Consider the following 22,056-nt stretch of genomic DNA (forward strand, 5'->3'; position numbering starts at 1 on the left):
AGGTGCTTAAGATTTAAATTGTACTCCATGCACCTGCAATCTGCTGTAGAGCCGTTTACTTCACAGCAAGCTCGATCGCACCCCCAACAAACTGCTCGTAATCCTCAAACAACCATTCAGGCAAACAACTATCCGCATCCTGAACTTGCAACTGTCCAGCGCGACAAAACAGCCTCGCCGCCAACAAATAATTCACAGCCTGAGGCATTCCAAACCCTTTACTCAACTCACCCACCAACGAATTCAAAACAGCACGTTCAGTATCAGTAAGCGGCTCGTTAATAAACCCGCTCCCGAGCATTGCCTTGTAACCTTTACCTAAATCGCTCCGGTACAAAAGTTCAAGTTGTTCGCCGGAAACCTTCAGCCACACATCAGCAATTTGCTTGCGAATTTCCCGCAAATCTGCTATTACCATTTCCGCCGTCGGGTCAATTTCATAAAGATTCACAGCAGCAGTTAATTGATTGAGAAACTGCGGGAGATAATCTTGGTTGACAATCGTTTGTTGATTGTCCGCGAATGGGATTTCAAAGATTTTTTCGTAATCGTCAATCAACCAGTGTGGCAAGCGGGTGCGAGCGTCGGAAACCCGCATTTTTCCTGGTACAAAGTACAGCATTCCACCCAGCAAAGCATTGATAGCTTGAGGATGCACTAACCCTTTGCTAATTTCGGTTACTTGCTGCAAAAAGTTGTGTTCGGCTTCAGTCATTGATTTGGCTTGCAAGCCGCAGCTAAGTATTGCTTGATATGCTTTGCGAACTTCCCCTCGGTAAACATTTTCTAGTTTTTCTGTGGGAACAATTAGCCAAAAATCAGCCAGTTGTTTGCGGATTTGGCGGAGTTCCAAAACTACCGATTCGTCTGACGGATCGATCCGGTAAAGATTGACGCATCCTAATAGTTGATTTGCAAATTGCGGGGATTGAATGTATTGAGCGAGTAAGTCAGAACTTGACTCATTCTCGACGGTATCTTCTGTTTCAAAAACTTGTTCGTAATCGCCGATTAACCAGTGCGGCAAGCGGTTGCGAGCGTCGGGAATCCGCATGGTTCCCGGCGGGAAATATAGCATTGCTGCGAGCAAGGCGTTGACAGCTTTAGGATGGACTAATCCTTTGCTAATCTGGGTTAGTTGCTGCAAAAATATTTGTTCGCCTTCCATCATCGCTTGATGTTGAAAGTAGCTATGCAGCAGCATTTGATAGCTTTTACCGTCAGCACTTTTATAGGTGGCTTCTAGGTTTTCGGTGGGAACATTTAGCCAGAAATCAGCGATTTGTTTGCGGATTTGGCGGAGTTCGGATATTGCTGAGATGTTTGATGAGTTTCTTTGGTAAAGCTGGACGTTATGCAAGAGTTTATCGCCCAAGTCTGGCTGTTTGGGAATGCTATCCTGTAAGCTGCGGGAGGCTTCTAGGTGGCTGGCTTGCCAGTTGCTAAAGAGTTCTTGGAATAGTTTCGCGATCGCCCCCGAGTATGCAACACTGTCAAAACAGGCGGGATTGCCCTGCATTTTTTCCTGAATTTCCTGGCGTTTTTGCTGCCGCAGTTGCGGGTTTGTGGCGAGATTGACGGCTAGCTGAATGTAGGATGCCTCGTCACTGGCGATTAAATCGGGCATCAAGAGCGATCGTACCACTGCTGCTCCCATGCGCGATCGTAAAGTATCACCATCCCGAACAACAGTCGGTAATCCCACCTCCAGAGGATCGACAAGAGAAGTAGTCCCCGCATAGGGGTAAGAATCCAAATAAACATTACCCAACTTCAAAACTTCCTTAACATCCGCACGGTTAGGAAAAGCCTTCAACACCCGCAAACGCTTACTATCAATCCCATACTTCGCAAAAATGCCTTGCATATTATTCACAAAAGCCGCCCCAGGATAATAATTAGTCCAGCTAGGGCCAAAAGGCATTAAAAACAGCAGAGAATTAGGAACAGCCGCCAGAATCTTCGCCCAAGTTTCCCTTAACTCCGGCACCAACTTATACAAATTAGCGCTGGAAATAAACACAACCGATTCCTCAGAAATCCCCAGGCTATTTCTAGTCAGTTGAACATTAGGAGTATAGGGTTCGAGGGTATAGCTAAAACAGCAACCCAAGCCGTCAACAGTGGCTAATTCCTCGCGATAATGCGCGCATCCCTCAATGCCAGGTTCCATCAACTTGCCAGCAATATAATAGTCAACGTGGCGCATTCCCGTAGTCACAGGAGAATTAAAACAAGTAGTTTGTACCCGCGCCAATCGATGCTGCGCCAGTAAACTAATCGGATGAGTGACAGCAGTAATATTCGTAGCAACCAACAAAATATCTAAGTCATCAGCGCGGATAGCCTGAACTTGACTTGGCAAATCACTCGGCAATTGCACCAGCCTGTCAGCCCGACTCTGGCAATACTGTTCTAGTTTATTGCCATCCAGATTGATAGCATACAAAATAATTTCAAACTGATCTCGGTTGAGATATTCAAAAGCAGGCAAAGTCGCGAAAGTTTCCGTCATCGCCCCGAAATGCTTAGTCAGAACTCCGACGCGAATTTTCTGTCTGTTTGCAGGCCTTGCCGGAAAAATGCAATCAATGGCAGCCCCGCGATTTTTCATCGCAAATTCAATAATTTCTGCCCGTTTGGTGTAGACTTGCTTGAGATTTTCGCTATTGAAATACAAAGGAATAAAGTTAGCGGTTTGAGTGAAAAACCAGGCAATTTCCTGCCAAATTTGTGAATTTTGGTTTTGGAATATATTGCGGTGCACGTAACTAACCCATCCCTGAACGTAGCGGCAATAATTGTCAGCCTCTCCTAGTTCTTGAAAGAGCGTCGGCGCGGTAAACATAAACTTGAGATAGTCGTTAACAAACCAATTGGGTATAGCTGCATTTTCATACTTTAGCAATAACTGATCGGCACGACGGTAGAGAGAGGCTGCTAGTAAGTAGCCAACATCTTTCAGAGTTTTCATTCCCTGGGATAGATGTGTTTCTAGTTGACCGATTAAACTCTGTTCAGTATCTGTTGTCGCTTCATATTTGATAGTGCTGTTAACCAGCATTTGATGTGCCTTACCTGCCTCACCGGAGTAGGCCGTTTCTAGTTGCTCTGGGGGCAGATTCACAAAATAATCGGCAAGTTGTCGGCGGCTGTGGCGGATGTGAGCGAGAGCAACTTGATTCGTTTGGTCTTTTTGATACTCTCCCAGGTATTGAGGAAGGGAAGCTAAAAACTGTTCGGGTTTATTAAGCTGAGCTAATTCATCAGCAATTAAGTTACCGTGTTGTTGCAAAACTTTTTCTGACCAACGCACTTCTTCTGGTTTGTAAAGTTGAGAGTGCAGGCGAACAATTGTAGCCCTCATCAAGTCTAACTTTTCGCGTTCTCCCGCCATTTTTTGGGTTCTGCTAGAGCCGTCGCCGTGTTGCCTGTAGTAGAGGTAAGGCTGAGGTAAACGATCGCCTAACCAGCCTTTTTCATAGGCAGAAATCCAAAATTCCCAATCTTCGCATCCCAGCTTCATCACTTTTTTCAAGCCGCCTACTTGCTCGTAAATTTCTCTTCTAAATAAAGAAGTAGCGGGGGCTTGATTGTCTCTCAAAAATTTATTGGGGTCAAAGTCACCGTGGATAACTAAATCGCAGTTGGCGCCGAAGTGCTGCACATCTGTATAGACAAAACCCACCTCCGGTTTCGCTGATAAAACTTCAACGCACTCCTCCAGAAATTTGGGATGAATTTTATCATCAGCATCTAGGAATAAAATGAATTTTCCTGAGGAATTCTGAACGCCAACATTTCTGGAATCAGCGGGCCCCGTGTTGGGTTTGTCGATGAGGCGCAGCGCTTTTTGAGGATACAATTGAATTAAATAATTTGCGAAGTTGCTGGTATCATCGGTGCTACCGTCGTTGACAATGATGCACTCCCAATTTTGATAGGTTTGATTGGCAACACTTTCAACAGCTTCTCTGAGTAGATTGGCGTGGTTGTAGCAGGGGATGATGATGCTGACGAGTGCTGGTTCGGGGGTGCGGTAGGGCATGGCGTTTAGCTGTGACGGAGAGATTGCAACGGGGAGGGTAGTGGCGGGTTTAATACCTCGGCGGATGATGCCGTATTCATTCCATATCTTAAGCGTTTCTTGTTGCGATCGCCCTGAACCATGTTCTAAACCTTGCTCGTTGTGGTAGTAAAGCCCAATTATTTCCGGGATGCGGAACATATTTTCGGTTTTTCCCACCCGCAACCAAAATTCGTAATCGCCAGCCGCCGTCAATTCTGCTCGGAAATAGCCGTGTTTTTCGTGTAGCGATTTTCTCCACATTGGCGCAGAACCCATGATGCAGCGTCGTTCCAGTTCCCCATAGGAAAAGTCCGGCCAATTCCACCGCGTTTGAGCTTGCGTCGCAACCCAGGTATCATTAACAACATTCGTAATTAATTGATCGCCGTAAACCAGAGCAGTTTTTGGTTGCGAGTCCAAATAATTAGCCATGATTTCCAATGCGTCGGGGCGGTGTCTGTCGTCGGCGTTCGCATTAGTAATGTATCTGCCGCGCGACATCTCGATTCCTCGATTCCAAGCTGCATAAATTGTTTCTCGCTGTGGTATCCGGCAATAAATTATGTTGGGATATCTCGATTGAAACTCCCGTGCAATTTCTCCTTCGTTCTGTTCGGAGTTGCTGTTAATTACAATGATTTCCAGTTCGCCTTGTTTGTACAGCGTTTGATCTACCAAGTCTTGCAAGCAGCCGCGAATAAATTTTTCGGAATTGTAGGTAGAAACGATCGCAGATACTTTGAAAGCTGACGGGACAGGCTGCGATGTGTCATAATTCGATAATTCGCTCTGTAAGGCTGGATGGGCTTGCGGTTGAAGGGAACGCTCAGCTACTTGAACCAAAACTGAGCTAACAGTTGCAGCCATTTTCGACCAGGAAAACTTCTTAGCTTGCTCTAACCCCGCCGCAATTAATGAGTTGCGGACAGCAGGCTTCTGTATTTCCCGCAAAGCATTGACAAGCCCGCTGACATCATCGCCATCTACATAAACCGCTGCTTTTCCTGCTACTTCTGGAATCGAACCGTTTGGACAAGTGATGACTGGACAACCGCAAGCCATGGCTTCGACGACTGGCAATCCAAAGCCTTCATATTTCGACGGATAAACTAATACCGCAGCACCCGAATAAGCAACTCTCAATTCGCTATCGCTTAGTTGCAGCGTGCGGACAGTGATTCCAGAACAATACAATTGCAGATCGGGTTCTAATACAGGTTTGCCGCCTGTGCAGACTAGATCAAAGTCAAACTTATTGGCAAGTTGAGAAAAGGCTTTGAAGAATAATATCCCATTCTTGTAACCATGCCAGCCTACCCTCTCGCCTACCAAAAGAAAATAGGGTTTAGCAATGCCGTACTTTGACTTAAAACCTGCGATTTCTTCTCTATCGGCTGGCGAGAAATTGGCGTCTATTCCGCAGTGCGCTACAGCTACAGAAGCTGAGGATATCTGCGGAAAAACCTTAACTAAATCGCGGGCTGTATTTGCTGAAATAGCTATGTAGGCTGAGGCGTGGCGGATACCGGAATGCTTTTCTCTCCACTCGGAATGAGCAAGATTTTGTCCCATCAACTCGGGAATCATGTCATAGGCCATGAATACCGATCGCGTTGACAAAGGCGTTGTATAATAAGTAGAAATAAATAAATCGGCTTTTTCTTCATCGCAGATTTGCTGTAGCATTTGGCGGTCTGCATCGGTTTGGCTGTAGTCGTAGCGGGCTACATTCCGGTACTGGATGCCGGGAATTTTGGGGGCGGTTCCCGCTCTGTCAAGAACTAGAATTTGTTTAGCAAAACCATTTTCTGCCCAGTTTTCTAGCAGCGATGTCCAGACGCGACCAATGCCGGTGCTGTTAAGCTGATAAAATACGCCGTCAATCACAATCTTTTTTAAATTTTCAGGAGATACGGCTGCTGGATTTTTCATTAATTTGCGTTTCTCTGTGTCTGCAATTTTTCTCAAAGCTGCCTCGTAATCATGTTGGAGTAATGAGGCTTTTTTTAATTCCGGCTCTTGGCAATATGATAAGCTTTGAAAAAGTTGATGCGGGATTTCCTTTTCTGTCAAGAGGTGCAAAGAATCGCCGTTAGAGTAAAAAATTAAATTGAATTTTTCGGCAATTATAGACAGTGCCTTGGTGGTATAAATAGAAATGTGCTGACCTTCATCTAGGGCATAGTACCACCATTCGCTGGGCTGGGGATTGTTGGCTGGCAGCAATCTGGTACTGAATAAAATATTGCGAGAATATTTGAAGATTTTTTCGATCTCCGACAGCGGGTTAACAAAATGCTCAAATACTTCAAATGCTGTGACTAATTCGTAGGGGTAGCTGCTGTTTGCCTCGGCTTCAAAGCCTTGTGCAAATATATTTTTGCAATATTTATCATGCCATGAAAAATCAAATCCTAAATCTCTCATCATCCGAACAAATACACCGTAGCCGCCCCCGTAGTCTAAAAAATTAGCGCGGTGATTAAACAAATTAAAAATAATATTATTGGCTGCGGTGGAGAACATCGTGCTTCTCGATAACATTCCCACGTCGCTGCTAGCTATGGCTTCTGAATAAGCCTCCTCAAGCCAGTACGGTTCCTCGGTTTGAACAAATCCACAATTTGAGCATTGAAAATACTCAACGTTATATTTTTTTAGTACCGTTGCCGCAGCCAAGCTGTTTGTTGGAAAATCACAAATATTGCACTTCATTTTGATTATCTAAACTTACAAGGTTATTCAAGTGACTGTCTGTATTGGAATGCCGAATATCTCTAGCTCTTAACTCAATTTTTAATCTTGCAAAGTGATGGCAATGGGTAGGCTAGACTGTTTTAATCCTGAGGCTTGAAATCTTCGGACGGTTCCTCAACGGTCGATCGTTATATATGAAGAGTGAATAAACAGGAACATCCTACACCAATGCAGCCCTGACTCAGATATCTTTAGTCCTGGACGTATTCCTACCAAAGAAACCGGGTTTTTTGCCTAATCTCGCGACTCCAACGAAGGATTTTCGTAAAAAAACCCGGTTTCTGGCCACCCGTGCGTCCAGGACTGATCTTATCAGGAGTCCGCCCCCTCAAGATTACTTCGACTAAAGGCTTGACAAGTTTTAATTTATGCTATATGTGACTCTTTAGTAAAATACTCCCATCTCCTGACGCAGTGAAGGAACATTCGGTTTCCACGACCTCAGACGAGCGATCGCCCTTGCCGGGATTCCTGACAACACAAAAACAAGTTACAAATACGTTAAGATTGATGAACATAAATAAAAATTCCCAAATCACAGGGACTAAATAATTAGGAGGATCGACCTCGGTGAATAAACGCTGGAGAAACGCTGGACTGTACGCACTGCTGGCTATTGTAGTCATTGCCCTAGCCACTGCATTTTTTGACAAACAGCCCCCAAGTAGGGAAGTTTGGAAGTACAGTCAATTCATTCAGGAAGTCGAAGGCAACAGAGTAGACAAAATAAATATCAGTTCCGATCGCAGTAAAGCTCTCGTAACGGCTCAGGACGGCAGCAAGGTAATTGTCAACCTGCCTAACGACCCCGAACTGATTAACATCCTGACCAAAAATAAGGTAGATATTTCAGTTCTGCCCCAAAACGACGAAGGCTTCTGGGTAAAAGCCCTCAGCAGCCTGTTCTTCCCGATTTTGCTCTTGGTGGGACTGTTTTTCCTGGTGCGGCGCGCCCAAAACGGGCCCGGCAATCAAGCCATGAACTTCGGCAAATCGAAAGCTAGAGTCCAAATGGAGCCTCAAACTCAGGTGACTTTCGGCGACGTAGCCGGCATCGAACAAGCCAAGCTAGAACTCGCTGAAGTCGTGGACTTCCTGAAAAATGCCGATCGCTTCACCGCAGTCGGAGCTAAAATCCCCAAAGGCGTGCTGTTAGTCGGCCCTCCCGGAACAGGCAAAACCTTGCTCGCCAAAGCAGTCGCCGGAGAAGCAGGTGTTCCTTTCTTCAGCATTTCCGGTTCGGAATTTGTCGAAATGTTCGTCGGTGTCGGTGCTTCCCGCGTCCGCGACTTGTTTGAACAAGCTAAAACAAACGCTCCTTGTATCGTATTTATTGATGAAATTGACGCCGTAGGCCGCCAGCGCGGAGCTGGTTTGGGCGGTGGTAACGATGAACGGGAACAAACCCTGAACCAGTTACTGACCGAAATGGACGGTTTTGAAGGCAATACTGGCATCATTTTGATTGCTGCTACTAACCGCCCCGACGTGCTGGATGCTGCGCTGCTACGTCCAGGTCGCTTCGATCGCCAAGTTGTGGTCGATCGCCCCGATTTCTCCGGCCGCCTCGAAATTCTTAACGTTCACGCCCGCGGCAAAACCTTGTCAAAAGATGTGGATTTGGAAAAAATCGCCCGCCGGACACCCGGTTTCACAGGTGCGGATTTGGCTAACTTGCTCAACGAATCAGCAATTTTGGCAGCCCGTCGCAATTTGACCGAAGTCTCGATGGATGAAGTCAACGATGCGATCGATCGCGTCCTCGCCGGCCCCGAAAAGAAAGACCGCGTGATGAGCGAAAAACGCAAAACCTTAGTAGCTTACCACGAAGCCGGTCACGCTTTAGTCGGTGCGCTGATGCCCGACTACGATCCCGTACAGAAAATCAGCATTATCCCCCGCGGCCGCGCTGGTGGTTTGACTTGGTTCACACCTAGCGAAGATCGCATGGATTCTGGCTTGTATTCTCGCTCTTACTTGCAAAATCAAATGGCGGTAGCCTTGGGCGGCCGCATTGCTGAAGAGATTGTCTTCGGTGAAGAAGAAGTCACAACTGGCGCTTCCAATGACTTGCAACAAGTGGCAAGAGTAGCACGCCAAATGGTAACTCGCTTCGGAATGAGCGATCGGCTAGGCCCTGTAGCTCTCGGTCGCCAACAAGGGAATATGTTCATGGGTCGCGATATCATGGCCGAACGGGACTTTTCTGAAGAAACCGCAGCTACGATCGATGATGAAGTCCGCTTGTTGGTAGAGCAAGCTTACCTGCGCGCTAAAGACGTGCTCGTCGGCAACCGCCACGTGCTGAACGCCTTGGCAGATATGCTAGTTGACAAGGAAACTGTCGATGCTGATGAATTGCAAAATTTGTTAGCTAATAGCGATGTCAAGATGGCGACAATTGCCTAATTGATTTTAGATTTTGGATTTTAGATTTTAGATTTAATCTAAAGCTTAAAATCGATAATTGGGGTGCTTCTGGTATTGTCTGGAATCGCCCCGATTTTTTTGTGGTGCGATCGGCTGTTTAATTTCATTGTGCAATGCTATTCACCAAACAGTGGACAAGACTCAACAGCTAGTTCATACACTGGACAAATAGCCAGCCTAAGTATCTTGAATACTACGTTTTGAGGGTGATGACACCTACGGGTGCTTTCCAGCTTGTAGCTCTGTCGTTAGAGATTAAACAGATGTATTTGGTTAAGTCAGTGTCTCTAACCCAACAAGCCATCAAAACATTGGCGAGGAAAACATAACCTGAGCAATCAGAGGACTTTCATGTCTAACTTTGTATTCGTTTTAGATACCAACAAACAACCACTTGAGCTAGTAGCACCAGGACAAGCAAGACGATTGTTAAAACTAGCCCAAGCTGCTGTGTATCTCCGTTACCCGTTCACAATTATTCTGAAATATGCGGTTTCTCACCCAAAAACGCAACCGACTCAATTAAAAATTGATCCAGGTTCTAAAACTACTGGGCTGGCGATCGTTAGCGGTAATAAAGTTCTCTGGGGGGCTCATTTGAGCCATCGCGGGCAACAAATTAAAAATGACTTAGAGTCACGTCGCAACCTTCGTCGCAATCGTCGCAACCGCAAAACTCGTTACCGCAAACCACGTTTTCTGAACCGCACAAGAGCACCTGGATGGTTGCCACCAAGCTTAGAATCTAGGGTGAAAAACATCGTGACTTGGGTCAACCGCATCCGTCGATACGTCGCAATTACAGGCATATCCCAAGAGTTAGTTAAATTTGACTTACTTGCAATGCAGAATCCCGAAATATCCGGCAAAGAGTATCAGCAAGGGGAACTTGCGGGCTATGAAGTCAAAGAATACTTGTTAGCGAAGTGGGGGAGAAAGTGCGCCTATTGCGGTGTTGAAAACGTACCTTTTGAGGTAGAACATATCCACCCCAAATCAAAAGGGGGAAGCGATCGCGTTTCCAATCTTACCCTAGCCTGCCGTGGGTGCAACCAAGCCAAAGGCAATCAAGATATTCGGGATTTCTTGTTCAAAAAGCCTGACATCCTGTCCCGTATTTTGAAACAGGCCTCACAACCTTTGAAAGATGCAACTGCTGTGAATTCAACCGGCTGGGCATTGTTCCAACAACTTAAACAAACAGGATTGCCCATAGAAGTTTCAACTGGAGGTAGAACAAAGTACAATCGGACTCGTTTAGGACTAGCTAAAACTCATTGGCTGGATGCAGCTTGTGTAGGAAATGTAGAAGTGCTGCAAGTTTTAACGGATCAACCGTTGTTAATTGCAGCTAAAGGATGGGGCAGCCGTCAAATGTGTACAACCAATAAATACGGATTTCCTGTCAAGCACAGAACGCGGTGCAAAACGTTTTTTGGGTTTGGGACTGGCGACATGGTAAGTGCGATTCTCCCCTCTGGGAGGTTTGCAGGCACTCACGTCGGCAGGCTGACGGTCAGAGAAAGCGGAGTTTTTGAAATGAGAACGCCACTCGGCAAGGTTAGTCCAGTACGTCATAAATACTGTAAATCAATCCACCGCAACGATGGATATATGTATGCTTTTTCCACAAATGTCCAATGAATCAGCGATTAGAGGGGTAGCGATCGGGCGATCGCACTGCATCATTTCGATATAACCGGACTTGATATCACCCTTGGTAAACTTCTCGCCGGTGACGCACTTTACTGATATCGATCGTGCGGCTGTCGTCATCTATGGTGTATATTACCCTGTAATCGCCCACCCGAATTCGCCAGCCGTTTTTCTCCCCCTTTAACTTGAGACAGCCTGGGGGACGGGGCACACTGGCTAAAGCATTTATCTGGGGATAAATGCGACTGCTGATTTCAACGGGCAGAGCGTCCAGGTCTTTTTGAGCCGAACGTGCAGTAATGACCAAGTAATCAGACATTCAACATACCCTTTTCCTCAAGCTGGCGCTTAACTTCTTCCCAGGGAACTCTTGGTTCATCTTGTCTAGATTCAATAGTCAAAGAGTCATAAACATCCTCCCAGAGTTCGCCGTGCTTCTCGAAGTCAAGCAGCACCGCAATTTTTTCGCCTTGGCCGTCAACTAAAAACTGAAAGTCTGTCGGTTCGCCACATTCAGCCAACACGTCAACCCAAAATTCGCTGTGTTCTTTGAGGTCAACAATTGCAGCGGTTTTGTTGCCTTCATTGTCTATTAAAAATTGAACGCCGCGCATATTGTAGTTTGGCATATATCGAATTTTGTAATGTGTACTAAAATTATATCCTAGTCAGAATGAGTTAGCATGAATCATCAATCTTGGTTGACACTACTAAAAAAACACCGAGCGATCGCCGTGATCCGTTCATCCGAACAGGAAGTCGCTTGGCAGATGGCAAAATCTGTAGCAGCAGGAGGAATCCAATTTATTGAAATTACCTGGAATACCCACAAAGCCGCTGAATTAATTTCGCAACTCCGCTCAGAATTGCCAGATTTTAGTATTGGTACTGGCACTTTATTACACTTAGAACAGTTGCAGCAAGCCATAGATTGCGGGGCTCAATTCCTGTTTACTCCGCACACCGATGTAGGCATGATTCAAGCAGCAGTTGATGCGAGAGTGCCGATCGTCCCTGGTGCTTTTTCTCCCACAGAAATTATGACGGCGTGGCAAGCAGGTGCTACCTGCGTGAAAGTTTTTCCGATCGCAGGCTTGGGAGGCCCTGCTTACCTGAAAAGCCTGCAAGGCCCTCTGGGCGACATTCCTTTGATTCCCACGGGCGGGGTGACGCTGGAAAATGCCAAGGTATTTATTGACGCTGGGGCGATCGCCGTTGGTTTAGCCGGAGACTTATTTCCCAAACACTTAGTGCAAAATCGAGATTGGCGGGCGATCGTCGAAATTGCCAAAACTCTCACCCAAAACTTAACAACTTGTTAAGCCCTCTTTCCCAATTTAAAATCTATAATCTACAATTTAAAATAGTACCAGGTGTGAAAGTTTCCCAATTCTTCAATTTTTCAATCTAAAACTATCAAATCGTCTTGGGTGTGAGGAATAAACATGATTATCAACTCAACTTACTTGCGTCGCGCAGGAACTTTATGTGTTGCCTGCGCCCTAACAGTTGCTGCATTTTGTGGCGGACAAATTCCTGCATTTGCAGGCGAACAGCGCAACATAATTGCCAATAGAATCATGCAGTTGCAGCAATCCAGTCAGCGCTGGATTGAAATTGATTTGTCAAGACAAAAACTCATAGCTTGGGAAGGAAATACACCCGTTTATGCGGTGACTATTTCCAGCGGCAAATCATCGACTCCCACCCGCACGGGAACCTTTGCCATCCAAACCAAATATCGCGTTACTAGAATGACTGGGGAAGACTACGACGTGCCCGACGTTCCCTATACAATGTATTACGATGGCGGTAATGCAATTCACGGCGCTTACTGGCACAATTTGTTTGGAAATCCCGTCACTCACGGCTGCACAAATGTAGCTGTAAATCACGCTAAATGGCTGTTCAATTGGGCCTCGGTGGGGACGCCTGTAGTGGTGCACAAATCTGAAATTTAACTAATAGGTTCGTAGATCAAACGGCGGTTGAAACCGCGTCTATACAGACAAAACCTGCCTCCGCAGGTTGAAGAGTGAGCGGTTAAAATTACATTTATGGAGACAAAATTCACTTCAAGGGCGTGGGAATTTTTGATTTCATTCAGTCCGCGGAGGCGGACTTCCTTTGTCTAGACGCGGTTTCAACCGTACGTCCTATATTTAACTTAACTGCACCACTGGTTTATCCTCTAACAAAGTTTCATTGGTTAGCAAATCTTCCACAGTAATCCGCAAAAAGCGCTGTTCGTCAACGCGGAAAAAGATTTTTATGCGATCGCTCCCCGGATACCCAGGCGGCGTCAATTGCGCGATACTGCGAGCTCCGTCTTTGTCATTTAGCGGCTGTACGGATCTTTCGCCCGCGAGTTGGCGAGTAATTAGCCTGTCGCCGTCAAAATAGATCTCCGTCCCACCAGTTTCCGCTCCCAATTCGCCGATAATTAATTCTATGCTGGGCTGATTTTCCAAAGAAGCTCCCAAGACTAATTCTACCGGTTCGGTCATCGGATAAGACTGACCGGATTTGATTAAACTGTGCCAACTGTGGCAATTGTCGCGGCGGTTCCAGTAGCGAATGCCGTAACTGTGATAGAGAAAATCTTTGATTTCTATGCCTTGACTTAATTGTAGAGCACCTTGGGCGATCGCCTCAAAGGGTTTGTCGCACCGAATTTTTGCCGGATCGAAATATTGCTGCACCCAACGCTGCACCGCAGGAATTTGGACAGTACCGCCAACGAGCAAAACTGCATTGATATCGCCAATTTCTAAGCCTTGGCGCCGCGCTTGCTGCAATACTTGATTCATGCACTCGTCGAGGTTCTCAAAAAACTGATGTTCGGCAAGGATAGATTCAAAGCCCGATCGGTCTAATTCTAATTCGTAACTCTCAAAATTTTCATCATCAAAATAAACCTCAACCGCATTATTTAGCAAAGATAACTGAATCTTTAACCTTTCTGCCAACCTCGTCGTAATCGGAGATTTTGCCAACTTTTTCGTTTTAACAAAATAGTCAACCAACCAATTATCAATATCAGAACCGCCTAAATTTTGTCCGGCTTTAGCCAAAACCCTGGCAACTTTTGTCTTTTGTGCAGAAGATTCAGCTAACAACTTTTCGCCCCATTTCAGCAAAAACCCCAAAGGCTTTTTGTTGGCATTAACATCGAGGCGTACCAATGAAATATCGAGAGTGCCGCCGCCGAAATCAATCACTAATAGAATTTCGCGATCGGCCAAACCGTAACCCAAAGCAGCCGCCGTAGGCTCATCCAACATCCGCACCTGTTCCACTTGCAGAGATTCAGAAACTTTACCCAACCAATGGCGGTAAGCTTCAAAACTATCTACCGGCACAGTAAAAACCAAAGAATCTACCGACAAAGGCAATTCGCGAATTGAGTTCACAATTTGGCTCAAATACCACTCACCGACTCGTTCAAAATCAACAATTTGCCCGTCAAGTTCCGGCACAAAACCCTGCACAAAAGTGCCAATTCCCCGCTTAAAATTGCGAAAAAACCGAGAATCTCCACTCAGATCGAGGCCTTTGTCGCGGACTTGCTGACCGAGGATGACTTTATTTTGAGCAGCGTCCTCAACGTAGAGTAAACTGGGAATTAGGGGTGGATTTTGAACCGAGATTGCCGACAATCCCGGCAATTTCAAGGTTTCGGGCTGCTGGAGAGCTTGATTCCAGCGAGCGACGACGGTGTTGCTAGTTCCAAAGTCAATTGCGATCGTCATTGGGCCAAAATACACAGCTACTAAAGATTATCTTATAATATTATGGTATTTAGAGCTGACAATGCAAACATAATATTATGACTCAATCCACTTCCTTTGCAACACAGAACAAAGAGCCTGTATCGGGAATTAGTGAAATTGCAGTATGCGGGTACAAGTCTATTTATGAAGAGTGCCAAATTGAAGTGCGATCGCTGACAATTTTAGCCGGTGCCAACAGTTCTGGTAAGTCTAGCATTATGCAGCCGCTATTGCTGATGAAGCAAACGCTAGAAGCCCCTTACGATCCGGGTGGTTTGAAACTTGACGGGCCGAATGTTAAGTTTACATCCGCAGAACAGATATTGTCTAAACTGTCACCTGAAAAATACAACGATGAGTTTTATGTCAGGGTTAATCTAGAGAGAGATAATTTTTTGAAAAACGTTTTCAGCAAGCAGCCAAAACCTGGCATTAGAATTGTCAAGGCAATTTACTGTTTTCCTGACAATGATAAAATTATTACTATTTATCCGGGAATGCGACATCAAGAAGTGATTGAGGTTCTTCCAGAAAACTTTGCGGAAAATTACTATATTTTATTAGACAATATTGACGAAGAACCGCCACTATGGAGCGTAAGTAATGTTCGAGGTTTTTTAGACTTACGACTTGGTGAAAGTCATTTTGATTCATCCCATTTGGCAATCAACTTTCAAAAATATATTCGCCAGATAATTCATGTTCCCGGATCGAGAGGCAATCCAGAACGCACCTATAATATCGCAGCATTTGGCAGTGAATTTACTGGAATTTTTGAAAATTATGTTGCTAGTATAGTTAATTCCTGGCAAGAAACCAAGGACGATCGACTGATAAAATTGGGTCAAGCCTTAGAGTTCCTGGGACTCAACTGGAAAGTTGAAGCCAGACAGATTAATGACGTACAAATTGAACTGCTGGTAGGTCGTTTATCCCGCAGCGGGAGTGCAATCGATACGGTTAGTATTGCTGATGTTGGCTTTGGGGTATCGCAAACTTTGCCTATTTTAGTTGCCTTGCTTGTAGCAGAACCAGGACAATTAGTTTACCTAGAACAGCCGGAAATTCACTTGCATCCTCGCGCTCAAGCTGCTTTAGCAGAGATATTAGTTGATGCTGCAAATCGAGGTGTGCGAGTAGTTCTAGAAACTCACTGTGAATTGCTGCTTTTAGCAGTTCAATCGTTAGTTGCCGAGGGTAAACTACTACCTAATTTAGTCAAACTTCACTGGTTTAAACGGCGCGACGATGGTGTCACAGAAGTCAGTAGTGCCGATTTAGACGAGACGGGAGCTTTTGGAGATTGGCCTGAAGATTTGGGCGATGTTTCTTTGCATCTAGAAAACCGCTATTTGGATGCAGCCGAAGCTGTTTTGTGGAAGCATTAACATGGCAGACAAAGTTTCTAAACGCCTGGTAATTGATGCTTCTGTGGCGCGTGCTGCTGGGGGAGAAGATGCAACCTATCCCATATCTGTTTACTGTCGCGATTTTCTCGAAGCTGTGTTGGATATTTCTCACAGAGTTGTGATGACTCCAGATATTAGAGATGAGTGGAACAAGCATCAATCAAAATCCGCTCGTATATGGCTGCGCCGGATGGTGGCAAAGAAGAAACTATGCCCCTGCGATATCGCGGTAGATGATAATTTGTGGTCTCAAGTTGAATCGATTGCCGAAAGCGATAAAGAGCGGGAAATAATGGTTAAAGATTTGCGGTTGGTGGAAGCTGCGATCGCTACCGATCGCACAGTAATTTCACTTGATAACAAAGTCAGACAATGTTTTGCTAAAGTAGCAGTAGAGGTTGATGAGCTTAAAGATATTATATGGGTAAATCCAGCCTAAATAGCAGAAAAACCTCTTGATTGGCTGCAAAATGGTGCTGAACCCGAAATAGAAAGATCGCTCGGATTTCAAAAAGCCGACAACTGAGTTAATTTAGAGTAATTCCTGATTAGGATCGGAAGTGCGATCGCCATTATACCAATTTTCCGATGCCACAAAGACGCACCACTTTGATAAGTGGCACAAAAATCATACTATTTTATATTTTATATTTTATATTGGGCATGACTGACGGCATCAGAATTTCAGGTTTGGCTAAAGTTAAATTTTTGTAAAACTGGTATCACCTCTGGGAACCGGCCAAGCTTTTACCTTTGATGTCAATCCAAATTTTCAAAGGTGGCGTAAAAAATGCTGGAAATTGGCGATCGCAAAACAGCACTCTTAGCTCTCACACTGCTCGTCCCCGCTGCGAGTATTGGTATAATAGCAGGCTTGTATATTGCCCCCGGAAGCTGGGGACAAACAGTATCAGCCTTGTGTCAACTTTGGTTGCTCCTTTTCCCGATCGCCTGGTGTGTTTTAGTCGATCGGCAAAAACTGCATTTATCCCTCCCCAAGCGGCGAGAATTGCGGGCTGGAGCCATTTGGGGAATAGCCATGTTTGCGGTAATTGTGGGTATCTACAGCCTTTTCGGCCAGCACTGGATCGATCCTGTAGCGGCCAAAGAAAAAGCTCGCCAATTGGGAACCAACAGCCAAAATATTTACTTAATTGTTGAAGCATATTTCGTGCTAGTTAACTCGCTGATTGAAGAATTTACTTGGCGGTGGTTTGTCTGCAACAAATGCCAGATTCTGATACCAGGAAAACCAGCCATATTTCTCAGTTCACTATTTTTCACCCTCCACCACATTTTTGTAATCGCAGCCTACAGCGACTGGCGCGCTGTGATTTTAGGCTCATTCGCCGTCTTCACCGCCGGGATAATTTGGTCGCACTGTTATCTAACTTACCGTTCGCTGTGGCCTAGTTATATCAGCCACGCGATCGCAGATTTAGCCCTCGCAATGATTGCTTGGCAAATCCTCTTTAACTAGCCACTTTTTTAGCAACTATAGCCAAATACGGTTCACTTAACGTTTTTGTCATTGCGAGCGATCGAGCGCGGCAATCGCAGAGACTATGACATTTCTCGGTTAAGTCAGGTGGGCGCTGAGCAATTATCTTCTTAAGTGAACCGTATTAAACTATAGCCCAATACGCTTGGGCTAACACTTTTTGTCCGCAGCGATCGCGCCCCAGAGCAATCTCAGTGTCTATTTTTCAAATCGTTATGACTGCGGGACTCTCTTAACTCAACCGTATTGGACGCTGCTGGGATTTTGACTGATGCTGTACAACAATTGAAAGTTCATGTATTCCCACCGAGAAATGCTTTGTGTGAAGACATCTATTTAAAGTTAGAGATTTTGTTGCGCTGGCGATCGCATAATTTTTACTGCGTGAAAACTGGCAAACCATATCGTTGCCACCCTGGGCACCACAACGCTCAAAAGTACACCGATTGTCCTTCGGAATCGTCAACTCAGGAAATATGATTTTTTCATAGCAGGATTTTTTTTGTAAGCGAACTCGCTTGATACATACCGCTAAGCTGCGGCTACCAATTAAGAGTCAAGGTTGCCACGATCTATATCACTGCACCATGACAATTGTTGTGATATTTACACGATCGTTAGGTAATTGGGGGAACTTGAATTTTACGGTAATTACTTAGACATCTGTTGGGCACGCTACATACTCGGTGGAGAAGTGGCAGTCACTTTTGGGGATACTTTCAGGCGATCGCCTGCCATTAAAAAATTTAAAACTCAGGCAGTTAATTAAATTGATACCAATCAAATTATATATTCTGTAGCGATCGACAAACCTACCTTTTTCAGCAGTCCAGACGCATCAAACGGTTTTTTAAGACATTTACGGCAACAAGATCGAGCAATAGTTAAAAAAAACCAGTTTTTCCTGATTAACCTATCCATGACTGTGATTTCTGCGATTCCCTTTCAGAATCAGCTCGCGTCCGTGCAGGTGTTTGAGCAAATTACATCTCTGAATTCAGAATAAATAATATATTTTTTAAGCGATACAGAGCGTATAGTAACTTAAAACACACAGTCAAGCATCAGTATTTCTAGCGATGATAGCTATCGCGAATTAATATTTTATAACTAATAATTTAATTTAATAGAATTTTATAACAAATTTTTCCGGACGGCGATTGTCAATCTCCGGAATATTGTTACGCTGGCTACCTTTCCCCAACACTAAAGTTTGGAGAGTTACGGTAAACCGTAACTCTGTGTCGGTAAGATCAGCAAATGATGTTATGTTAGGCAGGAAGTGTTGTAGAGCTTCGTGTGTGGGGCGAAAAAAGCTGATGTTAGATCGCGTATCTGTCTTGAGAAGTAACTTTCGCAGACCCGAAAAAATATCCCGCAGGGAACTGTTGGTGAATCGAATCCATCATTACTATAGATTGAATGACAGCGAAATTGTGGATCTATACTGGGGTGTTGCGAACAGTCGCTAGGTTTGATTCTATGCCCACACCGGGAAAGCGGTAATTAAGATTCACCCGCCCCTCTTTCCTGTCGGCTCTCACAAAGCGCGCTCATCGCAGCGTCGAAACCGAGTCGGATTATTCAGCGGGAGTTAAACATGAAAATCACCTTTGTTCTTCCTACTCTGTGTCTGACTGGTGGAATTCGAGTAATATCTATTTTCGCAGAACTCTTGAAACAACGAGGACACTCCGTGTTCGTCATCTCTGTACCCCATGAGCAAGCGAGTCTGCGCCAGCAAGTCAAGTCGCTGCTGCGGGGAAGGGGCTGGATTTCCACACCTGAAAATGAGCCATCATTTTTCGATAATCTCAGTGTAGAAAGCAAAATTATCGATCGCTCGCGCCCAATAGAAGACAAAGATGTGCCTGACGCTGACGTAGTAGTTGCCACCTGGTGGGAAACCGCCGAGTGGGTAGCAAAACTCTCCCCGAGCAAAGGAGCTAAAGCTTATTTTATCCAGCACCATGAAGTTTTTGACTATCTACCTGAAGGTAGAGTCGAAGCAACCTGGAAGCTACCCATGCACAAAATTACGATCTCTGACTGGTTAGTTGACCTAGCTCGGACTAAATATGGCGATCGCCAAGTTTCCTCAGCTCCTCCGAGCGTTGACACCAAGCAATTTTATGCCTGCCCTCGCCACAAACAATCGGTTCCTACCATTGGCATGATGTACTCTGCAATTTACTGGAAAGGAACCGACATCGCACTCAAAGCTTTTTCCCTAGCCGCTGAAAAAATTCCCAACCTGCGTCTGGTTGCCTTCGGTACAGAGGCCCCATCCCCGGAATTGCCGCTACCAGCCAATGCCGAGTATGTAATTAGACCCGACCAAGACAAACTCAAAGATTATTACAGCAAATGCGATGCGTGGCTGCTGGCGAGTCGCTCTGAAGGCTTCGGCTTGCCAATTATCGAAGCGATGGCGTGCCGCACTCCCGTCATCAGTACCACAGCAGGCGCTGCTCCTGAAATTTTGAGCGGCGGTACTGGCATACTTGTAAGCCCAGAAGATCCCGAAGAAATGGCAAAAGCCATAGAATCTATGTGTCATTTGTCGAATGCCCAGTGGCAAGCCATGTCGGAAGCCGCCTATGCTAAGGTGACCAATTACTCTTGGAAAGATGCCACGGAGCATTTTGAAGCAGGATTGAAAGTTGCTGTAGAGAAATCTCAACAGCGTGAAGTTAACATAGTTTCCTGTTCTCCCTACTATGTGCGGGGCCCATTACCATGCGCGGTTCCCACCGGCGCCGGAAAAAGTTAAGCTTTGATGTTAACAGCGGCAATTTGAAATTCTGCGCTAGTGATGCCAGCGATCGCGGGATTCTGCGTAGGAACTCAATTATCGTTTGGTAGGGTGCTTCTAGTAAAACTCACATCGGCGGTGTCCTGTTTTATACCCAGCAGTTTCGACACTAATTCTGACCGCATCTACCTCAAATACTGGTTTCCTGTTACTGCCGGCCAAAATCTCAACCCGAGTTCAACGGATGTTTGAAAGCTCAGGCTGTTAAAGGTTAGACTTGTCTAATCCTCACACATCTCCTGATTTGTCATTGGCAAAAGTCCCTGACGACAAAGTACGGCCGGCTCGACATCAAGTAACGATCGCCTCGATCATTGACCTAAACCCTGCGCCAAACCCAAAAAGAGACTGGTAAGTGCGAATGGATTAGGATGGAGAAGTTCGATCGACCAGTTTTGATCTTTCACATCTACCTATACTATGAGAATTACTTTTGTCCTTCCTACCCTTGCTCTTACAGGTGGCATGAGGGTTTTGTCTATCTACACACAAATTCTCCAACAGCGAGGACACACAATATGTATCGTCTCTACACCTCACGAACGACCAACTTTAATGCAACAATTGCGCTCTGTGGTCAGAGGTAAGGGTTGGGAACCCGCTCAGGCGAGAGGGCCGTCTCACTTTGACCGTATAGATGTCGAAAGTCGAGTTACCGAAACCTACCGTCCAATTACCGACAGGGACGTACCTGATGCCGATATTATCATGGCTACTTGGTGGGAAACTGCCGAGTGGGTGTCTAAACTCTCCCCCAGCAAAGGAGCGAAAGTATATTTTCTCCAACACTACGAGGCTTTTGACTACACACCAAAAGCTCGAGTAGATGCAACTTGGCGGCTGCCGATGCACAAAATTGCCGTCGCTAAGTGGCTGGAAGACAAGGCTAGGGATGAATTTGGTAATTTGTCTGTATCTCTCGTGCCTCCCACTGTTGACACCACACAGTTTTACGACCCCCGATCGCGATCGGGGCAGCCGCGGGGCAAGCAGTCAGTTCCCACAGTCGGGATGTACTATTCTATAGCTCCTTGGAAAGGCTGTGCTCTTGCCATTGAAGCTTTCAATCTAGCGGCCAAAAGAATCCCTAATCTTCGTTTAGTTGCCTTTGGTTCCGGCGAAACTGCTCCTCCGGATTTGTTGCAGCATAATATTGAGTATTACAAGATACCTAGTCAAGACGAACTCAAAGAACTTTACAGCAAATGCGATGCTTGGCTGTTTGCCAGCCAAACCGAAGGCTTCGGCTTGCCAATTTTAGAAGCGATGGCTTGTGGCACTCCAGTGATCGGCACTCCTGCTGGCGCGGCTCCGGAACTCCTCGCTGGCGGGGGTGGAATACTTGTGAAACCAGAAGACCCAGAGGATATGGCAAAAGCGATCGAGCAGATTTGTCAGTTGTCAGATGCCGAATGGCGGGCCATGTCTGAGACTGCTTTGGACACGGTGATACATTATACCTGGGAGGATGCAACCGATATCTTCGAGGCTGCACTGTACACCGCAGTCGAACGTCAGCCACAATTAACGGACAAGCTGTACAAATAGAGCATTCTCCTGTTGATTGATTTACTGAATTTTGCTGCAATTATCTGAATAATGTGTTAAACTAGCAGAATATTCAGCATTATTCACTTTTGGATAAC

13 protein-coding genes are annotated in these 22,056 nt (G+C 45.6%); 9 read left to right on the top strand and 4 right to left on the bottom strand.

Going from position 1 to position 22,056, the window contains the following annotated elements; all coding sequences use genetic code 11:
* Positions 1–55: 55 nt before the first annotated feature.
* Complete coding sequence (locus JGK14_RS04065; RefSeq protein ID WP_325314793.1) at positions 56–6,784, bottom strand: glycosyltransferase; 6,729 nt, start codon at positions 6,782–6,784, stop codon at positions 56–58.
* Positions 6,785–7,396: 612 nt separating this feature from the next.
* On the opposite strand from JGK14_RS04065, the gene ftsH3 reads away from it, so the two are divergent.
* Positions 7,397–9,235, top strand: a complete 1,839-nt coding sequence (gene ftsH3, locus JGK14_RS04070; RefSeq protein WP_293178800.1) for an ATP-dependent zinc metalloprotease FtsH3 — start codon at positions 7,397–7,399, stop codon at positions 9,233–9,235.
* Positions 9,236–9,607: 372 nt separating this feature from the next.
* Positions 9,608–10,900: an RNA-guided endonuclease IscB gene (iscB, locus tag JGK14_RS04075; RefSeq protein WP_293178803.1), complete on the top strand. Its 1,293-nt coding sequence runs from the start codon at positions 9,608–9,610 to the stop codon at positions 10,898–10,900.
* 67 nt (positions 10,901–10,967) lie between these two features.
* On the opposite strand, the gene JGK14_RS04080 is transcribed toward iscB, so the two are convergent.
* Entirely contained in the window at positions 10,968–11,231 is a 264-nt protein-coding gene (locus JGK14_RS04080; protein ID WP_293207117.1) for a type II toxin-antitoxin system RelE family toxin, read from the bottom strand.
* Complete coding sequence (locus tag JGK14_RS04085) at positions 11,224–11,541, bottom strand: hypothetical protein (protein WP_293207120.1); 318 nt, start codon at positions 11,539–11,541, stop codon at positions 11,224–11,226. Before JGK14_RS04085 ends, JGK14_RS04080 begins: the two co-directional genes overlap by 8 nt.
* A gap of 54 nt (positions 11,542–11,595) precedes the next feature.
* Here JGK14_RS04085 and JGK14_RS04090 point away from each other — a divergent pair, with 54 nt between their 5' ends.
* Entirely contained in the window at positions 11,596–12,234 is a 639-nt protein-coding gene (locus JGK14_RS04090) for a bifunctional 4-hydroxy-2-oxoglutarate aldolase/2-dehydro-3-deoxy-phosphogluconate aldolase (RefSeq protein ID WP_325314794.1), read from the top strand.
* A 117-nt stretch (positions 12,235–12,351) separates the two neighbouring features.
* On the top strand, positions 12,352–12,873 hold the full coding sequence (locus tag JGK14_RS04095) for a L,D-transpeptidase (protein ID WP_293178839.1): 522 nt from the start codon (positions 12,352–12,354) through the stop codon (positions 12,871–12,873).
* Positions 12,874–13,074: 201 nt separating this feature from the next.
* Here JGK14_RS04095 and JGK14_RS04100 read toward each other — a convergent pair whose 3' ends face one another.
* Positions 13,075–14,664 (bottom strand): Hsp70 family protein, encoded by a 1,590-nt coding sequence (locus JGK14_RS04100; protein ID WP_293323977.1) that lies wholly within the window; start codon positions 14,662–14,664, stop codon positions 13,075–13,077.
* Positions 14,665–14,741: 77 nt separating this feature from the next.
* Here JGK14_RS04100 and JGK14_RS04105 point away from each other — a divergent pair, with 77 nt between their 5' ends.
* The 5 genes from JGK14_RS04105 to JGK14_RS04125 all read left to right on the top strand — a co-directional run bounded on the left by JGK14_RS04105 (position 14,742) and on the right by JGK14_RS04125 (position 21,958).
* Positions 14,742–16,073 (top strand): AAA family ATPase, encoded by a 1,332-nt coding sequence (locus JGK14_RS04105; RefSeq protein WP_293178815.1) that lies wholly within the window; start codon positions 14,742–14,744, stop codon positions 16,071–16,073.
* 1 nt (position 16,074) lies between these two features.
* A complete protein-coding gene (locus JGK14_RS04110) occupies positions 16,075–16,533 on the top strand; it encodes a hypothetical protein (protein WP_293207126.1) in 459 nt (152 codons plus the stop codon).
* Positions 16,534–16,884: 351 nt separating this feature from the next.
* On the top strand, positions 16,885–17,574 hold the full coding sequence (locus tag JGK14_RS04115; protein ID WP_293178821.1) for a CPBP family intramembrane glutamic endopeptidase: 690 nt from the start codon (positions 16,885–16,887) through the stop codon (positions 17,572–17,574).
* A 1,621-nt stretch (positions 17,575–19,195) separates the two neighbouring features.
* Positions 19,196–20,368, top strand: coding sequence for a glycosyltransferase family 4 protein (locus JGK14_RS04120; protein ID WP_293178824.1), 1,173 nt, complete (start codon positions 19,196–19,198; stop codon positions 20,366–20,368).
* A gap of 462 nt (positions 20,369–20,830) precedes the next feature.
* The gene (locus JGK14_RS04125) at positions 20,831–21,958 is read left to right on the top strand and encodes a glycosyltransferase family 4 protein (RefSeq protein ID WP_293178827.1); all 1,128 of its coding nucleotides are present in this window, start codon (positions 20,831–20,833) and stop codon (positions 21,956–21,958) included.
* Positions 21,959–22,056: the final 98 nt, after the last annotated feature.

The organism is Microcoleus sp. PH2017_28_MFU_U_A, from assembly GCF_020738035.1.
Lineage (GTDB): Bacteria > Cyanobacteriota > Cyanobacteriia > Cyanobacteriales > Microcoleaceae > Microcoleus.

Bases quoted from the DNA above. Each gene is read 5' to 3' on its own strand.
- JGK14_RS04100 (WP_293323977.1), bottom strand. From the start codon at position 14,664: ATGACGATCGCAATTGACTTTGGAACTAGCAACACCGTCGTCGCTCGC.
- iscB (WP_293178803.1), top strand. From the start codon at position 9,608: ATGTCTAACTTTGTATTCGTTTTAGATACCAACAAACAACCACTTGAG.
- JGK14_RS04090 (WP_325314794.1), top strand. From the start codon at position 11,596: ATGAATCATCAATCTTGGTTGACACTACTAAAAAAACACCGAGCGATC.
- JGK14_RS04105 (WP_293178815.1), top strand. From the start codon at position 14,742: ATGACTCAATCCACTTCCTTTGCAACACAGAACAAAGAGCCTGTATCG.
- JGK14_RS04080 (WP_293207117.1), bottom strand. From the start codon at position 11,231: ATGTCTGATTACTTGGTCATTACTGCACGTTCGGCTCAAAAAGACCTG.
- JGK14_RS04120 (WP_293178824.1), top strand. From the start codon at position 19,196: ATGAAAATCACCTTTGTTCTTCCTACTCTGTGTCTGACTGGTGGAATT.
- JGK14_RS04115 (WP_293178821.1), top strand. From the start codon at position 16,885: ATGCTGGAAATTGGCGATCGCAAAACAGCACTCTTAGCTCTCACACTG.
- JGK14_RS04085 (WP_293207120.1), bottom strand. From the start codon at position 11,541: ATGCCAAACTACAATATGCGCGGCGTTCAATTTTTAATAGACAATGAA.
- JGK14_RS04125 (WP_293178827.1), top strand. From the start codon at position 20,831: ATGAGAATTACTTTTGTCCTTCCTACCCTTGCTCTTACAGGTGGCATG.
- JGK14_RS04110 (WP_293207126.1), top strand. From the start codon at position 16,075: ATGGCAGACAAAGTTTCTAAACGCCTGGTAATTGATGCTTCTGTGGCG.
- JGK14_RS04065 (WP_325314793.1), bottom strand. From the start codon at position 6,784: ATGAAGTGCAATATTTGTGATTTTCCAACAAACAGCTTGGCTGCGGCA.